Here is an 8,243-nt window from a genome sequence, read left to right as displayed (position 1 = left end):
CACAGTTCACGCTTGGCCCGTGACTGCTCCGGCCCTTCGGGCTCCAGAAAATATGCGTTCGAGGAACTCGTGGCAGAGATCAACGCTGCCTTCTGCTGCGCAGCCTTGGGGATCGTGCCCACGGTACGGCATGCCGACTATATCGGCTCATGGCTCGAGGTTCTGCGCGATGACAATCGCGCTATTGTGCGTGCCGCCAGCCAGGCTAGCAAGGCGGCTGAGTGGCTCCTCGGTCACCTGCCGGAGGAGGTCGAAGCATCCATCGAGTTGGAGGAAGGCAATGATAGACGGGCAGCATAACCTTCTATGACCGGAGCAGCCCTTGCGCCTTCCCGTCCACCGCGGTTCGGCTGTCTCGAGCATCGGAATTGCGAGCGGCGGCCCTGCCGTTCGGCATAGACCGCGTTCCCGGCCTCTTTCCGGGCGTGCGCATCGTGAGGGCGCGGCTGTCAATCAACGGCGTGCCGGATCGTGCGGGAGGGAGAGGAAGAGGGTTGGAGGAGGTTTCATGACGGGTTGAGGACCGAGAGAGAGGCTCTCGGCGGCCCGTCGCGGAGAACCTCAATGACCATTGCTGTTCAAAAGATCACGCTGTCGTCCTCGCGCGATATTCCTTTCAATAAGCTGGTGCTTGCCCAGACCAACGTGCGGCGCATAAAGGCTGGCGTCTCGATCGAGGACCTGGCTGAATCGATCGCCCGCCGCGGGCTGATCCAGGGCATACACGTTCGCCCCTTGGTCGGTGCAGACGGCCAGGAGACCGGGATGTTCGAGGTGCCGGCCGGCGGCCGTCGCTACCGCGCCCTCGAAATGCTCGTCAAACAGAAGCGGCTTGCCAAGGTGGCGCCTGTCCCCTGTGTCGTCGGGAGTTCGTCCAGCACGGTTCTCGCTGAGGAGGTGTCGCTGGCGGAAAACATCGAACGTGCGCCACTTCATCCTTTGGATCAGTATCGCGCCTTCAAAGTTCTCTGCGACCAGGGCATGGCCGAGGAAGAGATTGCCGCCGCCTTCTTCATCTCGGTCAACATCGTCAAGCAGCGTCTGAAGCTCACAACCGTATCGCCGGCGCTTCTCGATGTTTACGCCGAGGACGGCATGACGATCGTCCAACTGGAGGCATTTTCCGTGAGCGCCGACCACACCCGACAGGAGCAGGTCTGGGAGGCGATCAAGAACAGCTGGTCGAAAGAGCCATACCAGATCCGCCGCATGCTGACCGAGAATACCGTCCGCGCCTCCGACAAGCGGGCCGTGTTCGTCGGCCTCGAGAGCTATGAGGCGGCAGGCGGCGAAGTGCTGCGTGATCTGTTCCAGTCGGATGATGGCGGTTGGCTACAGGACATTCCGCTGCTTGAACGGCTCGTCATTGAGAAGCTGCAGATGATGGCTGACGAAATCGCCAACGAGGGTTGGAAGTGGATCGAAGTCGCGGTCAGCTTTCCCTATGGCGCGACAAACGGTTTGCGCGAGCTCGAGGGCACGCCGATCGACCTGACCAGCGACGAGCAGGCAACGCTCGATGCGCTGCGTGACGAATTCGAGAAGCTGCAGGCGCAGTATGAGGAGGCCGACGAGTTGCCTGACGAGGTCGACCAGCGGTTTGGCGAGATCGAAACCGCGATCAAGTCGATCGAGGCGCGTCCCGTCCGCTTCAATCCGGTCGAGATCGCGTGTGCGGGTGTCTTCGTCAGCGTCGACACGGACGGAGCGCTTCTCGTCGAACGCGGTTACGTGAAGCCCGAGGATGAGGCGCTCGTTCCGTCCGACGGCAACAACGATCCCGGCGTCGACGGATCCGGCGTCTCGGCCACAGGCCCGGGTCAGCGGGCCGTCATCACCATAGGTGGCCAGCCGGCCGACACGGAGGATGATGACGAAGATGGCATCAAGCCATTGCCCGATCGCCTGGTCATGGAACTGACCGCGGATCGCACGCTGGCTCTGCGCGACAAGCTCGCCAACGATCCCTCGACCGCCTTCCTGGCCGTGCTCAACAAGTTCGTCCGCGACGCTTTCTCTCGCTACAGCGCGCAAGGCGTGGCGATGGAAGTCCTTGTCCGCGGCACGGTCTTTCCGGTCCAGTCCGAAGGGCTTCGGGATACGATTTATGCGCGCTCGATCCAGGCCCGCCATGAGGCCTGGGAAAAGCGTCTTCCAACTGACGTCGCCGACCTATGGAACGCGCTCTCTGCACTGACGGGCACCGAGCAGGCTGAGCTGTTCGCCCATTGCGCATCCTTGGGTGTCAACGCCCTCTACGAAAGGGCCGATCGCTACGGCAACGGCGCTATCTCCACGCATGGTGTGCAACAGCGCCTTGCCGACGCCGATAATCTCGCCCGGGCAGTCGGACTCGACATGATTGATGCCGGGTGGCGACCCACTGTCGGCAACTATCTCGGCCGTGTCACCAAGGCGCGTATCCTGGAAGCCGTTCGCGAGGGCGCCGGCGAGCGCGCCGCCCAGCTCATCGACCACCTCAAGAAGGGCGACATGGCCAAGGAAGCCGAACGCCTGCTCGCCGACAGTGGCTGGCTGCCTGAGCCTCTGCGGCTAGTCGACGTTGATGTGGAAACAGTCGACGTCGACGCCGACGCTGGCGACGAAGATGAAGCTCTGCCTGAATTCCTGGCAGGTGACGACGATGTCGCCTTGGTCGACCAGGACGAAAAACAGCTAGACGCCGCCGAATAGGCCGTCTCCTTCGCGCCCATCGCCCGGCTTTCGCAAGAGGGCCGGGCGTTTTTGCGTTCTGTCGTGAGAGTGAGTGTCCGGCCGGAATGGGTTGAGCCCGTGCGGTCAGAGAGAGCGCCGATGGGCTTTTCCCGGTCTCGCTCTCCAGAGGATCTCCAATGAACTTCTTGTCACCCGCAGTAATCGGGGGTTCGGCCGCTTCCGCCACGCCTCTCGATCCAGCCGCAGCCGTCTACGCGGCAGCCCTGGTTCTTCTCCCCCACATCGAATGCGGCCGGCGCGTAGATGCCGTTGTCCTGCGAGCGGCGATGGAAGCCTCATTCGGGGCGTCGGACACAAGCGGCGCCTGGGACTGGAAGACAGCCTATGACGCCTGCGAAGCCGCGACAGTTCTGTTCCTCCGCAAATACGGCAAGTCGCTTCTGCGCAAGGCCGGTTCCGCGACATCCGCCTTGCCGCTTCTCAACCGGATTGCGGACCTTCTGCCCACGCATACCCGCCGCTCCGAGGAGAGCCAGGCGCTGCAGCAATTCTCGACGCCCATCCCGCTCAGCCTCGCGGCCGTCACGGCTGCGGCCATAACACCGGCTGACCGGGTGCTTGAACCTTCTGCCGGCAGCGGTCTGCTTGCGATCCTTGCTGAGATTGCCGGCGGCTCGCTTGTGCTAAACGAGCTCGCGGAGACGCGTGCCGGCCTTCTGTCCAATCTCTTCCCGGGCGTCACGGTCACACGCTTCGACGCGGCGCAGATCCACGACCATCTTGATCCGGCGCGCTTGCCCACCATTGTGCTGATGAACCCACCCTTCTCGGTCCTCGCCAATGTGCGGGGGCGCGTCGCAGACGCGACCTATCGCCATGTCGCCTCGGCACTCGCCCGGCTCGCCGACGGTGGCCGGCTGGTCACCATCACCGGCGCGGGCTTCGGGCCGGAGATGCCGGCGTGGCGCAATGCATTCGAGCGCCTGCAGGAGCATGGCCGCGTCGTCTTCACCGCCACGATCAGTGGCGCCGTCTACGCCAGGCATGGCACGGCGATCGACACCCGACTGACGGTCATCGACAAGACATTGGCTGGCGATCCGTCGTTCATTCCGGCCTCGCCTGGCTTTGCGCCGGATGTCGCCACATTGCTCGACTGGATCGAGAAGCACGTTCCGGCACGGCCGCCGATCGCCGAAGCTGCCAGGGTCGTTCCGGCCATCACCGCGCCCAGGACGGTCCGCGGTTATCTCGCCCGCACTGTCGCAAGCCCGGCTCAGCGGCAGCTATCCGAGCCGGCCGGCGTTGAACTGTCGTACGAGACGGTCGATTGGACGCCCGACGACGGAGCACGGCTGACCGACGCGATTTACGAGGAATACGGATTGCAGACGATCCGTATTCCGGGCTCCCAGGCGCACCCGACAACGCTGGTGCAGTCCGCGGCAATGGCGTCTGTCGCGCCACCGAAGCCCAGCTATCGGCCGACCCTGCCCGGCGACATCCTGACATCGCTCTCCGACGCCCAGCTCGAAACGGTGATCATGGCCGGCGAGGCCCATTGCGGGTTTCTCGCCGGATCGTGGTTGGTCGACCACACGCTTGATGTTGTCAAAGCGGTACCCGAGGACGCGCCAGGGGCCGTGCGCTTCCGGCGTGGCTTCTTCATCGGCGACGGGACCGGCGTCGGCAAGGGCCGGCAGTCGGCGAGCATCGTGCTCGACAACTGGCTGCAAGGTCGACGCAAGGCCGTGTGGATCTCCAAGTCAGACAAGCTGCTTGAGGACGCGCAGCGCGACTGGGCCGCGCTCGGCATGGAGCGTCTGCTGGTCACGCCGGTGTCGCGCTTCCCGCAAGGGCGCACCATCACGCTTCCAGAAGGCATCCTGTTTACAACCTATGCCACGCTACGCTCCGACGACCGTGGCGAGAAGGTTTCGCGCGTCAGGCAGATCGTCGAATGGTTGGGTCCGGATTTCGACGGAGTGCTTATATTCGACGAGGCGCACGCCATGCAGAATGCCGGCGGCGGCAAGGGAGAGCGTGGCGATGTCGCGCCCTCACAGCAAGGCCGCGCCGGTTTGCGTTTGCAACAAGCGCTGCCTAGCGCCCGTGTCGTCTATGTCTCCGCCACCGGCGCGACCACGGTCGCCAATCTCGCCTACGCCCAGAGGCTTGGCCTGTGGGGCGGCGAGGACTTCCCGTTCTCGACCCGCGCGGAGTTCGTCGAGGCGATCGAGGCGGGTGGCGTGGCGGCAATGGAGGTGCTCGCCCGGGACCTTCGAGCGCTTGGCCTCTACACGGCACGCTCGCTCTCCTTCGACGGCGTCGAATATGAACTGGTCGAGCACGAACTGACGCTCGAGCAGCGGCGGATCTACGATGCCTATGCCGGCGCCTTTGCCGTCATTCACAACAATCTCGACGCGGCCATGCAGGCCGCCAACATCACCGGCGACAGCGGCACCCTGAACCGCCAGGCCAAGTCCGCCGCGCGCTCGGCTTTCGAAAGCGCCAAGCAGCGCTTTTTCGGTCACCTGCTGACGTCGATGAAGACGCCGACACTGATCCGCTCGATCGAGCAGGATCTCCAGTCCGGGCATTCGGCCGTGGTTCAGATCGTCTCCACCGGCGAGGCACTGATGGAACGCCGGCTGGCGGAGGTGCCAACGCAGGAATGGAACGACGTCCGCGTCGACATCACGCCGCGCGAATATGTGCTCGATTACCTCGAGCATTCCTTCCCAGTGCAGCTCTACGAGCCCTTCACGGATTCGGAAGGCAACCTGTCGTCGAGGCCGGTGTTTCGCGACGGTCAACCCGTTGAAAGTCGTGAGGCGGTCGCGCGCCGCACGGCCCTGATCGAGAGGCTGGCGAGCCTGCCACCGGTCCCTGGCGCGCTCGACCAGATCGTCCAGCGCTTCGGCACCGACATGGTAGCGGAGGTGACGGGCCGGTCGCGACGCATCGTCAGGAAGGGCGAACGCCTGATGGTCGAGGGCCGCGCGGCCTCGGCCAATCTCGCCGAGACGCAGGCCTTCATGGATGACGTCAAGCGTATCCTGGTGTTCAGCGATGCCGGTGGGACAGGCCGCAGCTACCATGCGGAGCTTTCCGCGCGTAACACGCGCCTGCGCGTCCACTATCTCCTCGAACCTGGCTGGAAGGCCGACGCAGCCATCCAGGGACTTGGCCGCACGCATCGGACAAATCAGGCGCAGCCACCGCTGTTTCGACCGATCGCCACCAATGTGAAAGCCGAGAAACGCTTCCTCTCGACGATTGCCCGACGCCTCGACACGCTGGGCGCGATCACGCGTGGCCAGCGCCAGACCGGCGGGCAGGGTCTGTTTCGGCCAGAGGACAATCTGGAATCGCATTATGCTCGCGATGCGCTGCGGCAACTCTATCTGCTGATCGTCCGCGGCAAGGTGGAGGGCTGCTCACTCGAGCTGTTCGAGCAGACCACGGGGCTGACGCTGACGGATGAGAACGGCATCAAGGATGAGCTGCCGCCGATCACCACTTTCCTCAATCGCCTGCTGGCGCTCACCATCGAACTGCAGAACATCCTGTTCGCGGCTTTCGAGCAGTTGCTCACAGCCAAGGTGCAAGGGGCCATCGCAGCTGGGGTCTACGACGTTGGGCTCGAAACGTTGCGAGCGGAGAGTTTCGTCGTCACCGATCGGCGGTCGATCTACACCCATCCTGGTACCGGCGCCGAGACACAGCTTCTCACCATCGATCAGCGCCGGCGCAACCGACCCGTGCCCGTCGAGGAAGCTGTCGCCGAGCTCGACGATCAGCGCGCCATCCTGCTGGTCAACGAACGCTCAGGACGTGCGGCCGTCCAGGTTCCCGCGCCATCGTTTATGCTCGACGATGGCGAAATCGAGCGGCGGGTCCGGCTGATCCGACCGATGGAGCAACACCATGCCTCGCTCCGAATGATGGAGGACAGTCATTGGCAGCGGGCTGATCGTGAGACCTTCACTGCTGTCTGGAGTGCCGAGGTCGAGAGCGTCCCGGCATTCTCGGACTCGACCATCCACATTGTCGCTGGGCTGCTGCTGCCGATCTGGAAGCGACTTCCAAACGAATCGAGCCGCGTCTATCGGCTCCAGACCGACGACGGGGAGCGCATCATCGGCCGCAGGGTCTCAGCCGCATGGGCCGCCGGGGCGCTGGCAACCGGCGTCAGCACGCTGACGACGCAAGATGCCTTCAACGCTCTTGTGGATGGACGAACGATGCTCGACCTTGCCGAAGGTCTTGATCTGCGCCGCGTCCGCGTCATGGGCGCCAATCGCATCGAGCTGTCGGGCTTCACCGATACCATGCGCGAGCGGCTCACGGCCTACGGACTTTTCCACGAGATCATATCCTGGAAGCTGCGCATGTTCGTGCCGACGGACGCAAGCGGGGCCACCGTGCTGGCCAAGGTCATCGAGCGTTATCCGGTGCAGCGCATCAACGACAGGGGGGCCAGCTGATGACACCTCGCGATGCATCCGCACTGGCATGCCATCTCGCCCAGCGGGCAGAGGCGGTGTGCCGCCGCTACCTTTCCAATGGTCGCCGCGTTGGCAACTACTGGCTGGTTGGCGACGCCCGCAATGCGCCGGGTCGCTCGATGTTTATTCGTCTCAAAGGGCCAGACTGCGGCAAGGGCGCCGCCGGGAAATGGACGGACGCCGCCACCGGCGAGCACGGCGACCTTCTGGACGTCATTCGGGAGTCGCTTGGTCTTGTCGATTTCAAGGACGTCTGCGACGAGGCGCGCAGCTTTCTGTCGATGCCCCTGATGACGAACGAACCAAAGGACCGGTGGGAGCAAGTCGTTCCCGCTGCCCGCGGCTCCCCCGAAGCGGCGCGGCGGCTGGTCTCCATGTCGCAGCCGATATCAGGAACGCTTGTGGAGACGTATCTGCGCGGACGCGCGATTACAGCCTTGCATGAGACCGGAAGCCTTCGGTTTCATCCGCGCTGCTATTACCGTCCAGAGAGCGGCCCGACCGAAACATGGCCGGCAATGATCGCGACGGTCGCCGACCTCAAAGGCAAGCTCACCGGCGCCCACCGCACCTGGCTCGATCCGGGCGGATTCAGCGAGGCCCATCTCGGCCGCGCTCCGGTCGACACGCCAAGACGAGCCATGGGCGAACTGCTCGGTCACGCTGTCCGCTTCGGCTGCTGCCGTGATGTCATGGCCGCCGGCGAAGGCATCGAGACCATGCTCTCGCAACGCACTGTCCTGCCGGCCATGCCGGCACTGGCGGCGCTGTCGGCGGCGCATCTGTCCGCAATCCTGTTCCCCGACACATTGCGGCGGCTCTATATCGCCCGCGACAATGATCCTGCCGGCGACGCAGCTGTGGCAGCCCTCATTGAACGCACCAGCGCGGCCGGTATCGAGGCGATGGTCCTGACACCGCAGCTCGGCGACTTCAACGAGGATCTCCGCCTGTTCGGCGCCGATGCCCTGAGTACGATCCTGAGGGTCCAGATCGCTCCACAGGATGTCGAACGCTTCATGAAGTTGGCGGCCTGACCGGAAAGGGGAAAGG

General features: G+C 64.3%; 4 protein-coding genes. All 4 read left to right on the top strand.

The genetic code is table 11. From position 1 onward, the window contains the following. Positions 1–300: zincin-like metallopeptidase domain-containing protein (locus EN850_RS28910; RefSeq protein ID WP_245521036.1), on the top strand; the 300-nt coding region annotated here is incomplete at its 5' end. A gap of 264 nt (positions 301–564) precedes the next feature. Beyond that, entirely contained in the window at positions 565–2,694 is a 2,130-nt protein-coding gene (locus EN850_RS28905; protein ID WP_135917349.1) for a ParB/RepB/Spo0J family partition protein, read from the top strand. 158 nt (positions 2,695–2,852) lie between these two features. Continuing rightward, positions 2,853–7,169 carry a strawberry notch family protein gene (locus EN850_RS28900; RefSeq protein WP_135917350.1) on the top strand — a complete coding sequence of 1,439 codons (4,317 nt, stop codon included), beginning with the start codon at positions 2,853–2,855 and terminating at the stop codon, positions 7,167–7,169. Beyond that, positions 7,169–8,227, top strand: a complete 1,059-nt coding sequence (locus EN850_RS28895) for a toprim domain-containing protein (protein WP_135917351.1) — start codon at positions 7,169–7,171, stop codon at positions 8,225–8,227. Before EN850_RS28900 ends, EN850_RS28895 begins: the two co-directional genes overlap by 1 nt. The last annotated feature ends 16 nt before the right edge of the window (positions 8,228–8,243 follow it).

This window comes from Mesorhizobium sp. M8A.F.Ca.ET.207.01.1.1 (genome assembly GCF_004794715.1).
Taxonomy (GTDB): domain Bacteria; phylum Pseudomonadota; class Alphaproteobacteria; order Rhizobiales; family Rhizobiaceae; genus Mesorhizobium.
The sequence above is the reverse complement of the archived record's forward strand: the minus strand, read 5'-3'. Positions and strand labels throughout refer to the sequence as shown.

Excerpts from the sequence above, each read along its gene's own strand:
- EN850_RS28900 (WP_135917350.1), top strand. The coding sequence starts at position 2,853 with ATGAACTTCTTGTCACCCGCAGTAATCGGGGGTTCGGCCGCTTCCGCC.
- EN850_RS28895 (WP_135917351.1), top strand. The coding sequence starts at position 7,169 with ATGACACCTCGCGATGCATCCGCACTGGCATGCCATCTCGCCCAGCGG.
- EN850_RS28905 (WP_135917349.1), top strand. The coding sequence starts at position 565 with ATGACCATTGCTGTTCAAAAGATCACGCTGTCGTCCTCGCGCGATATT.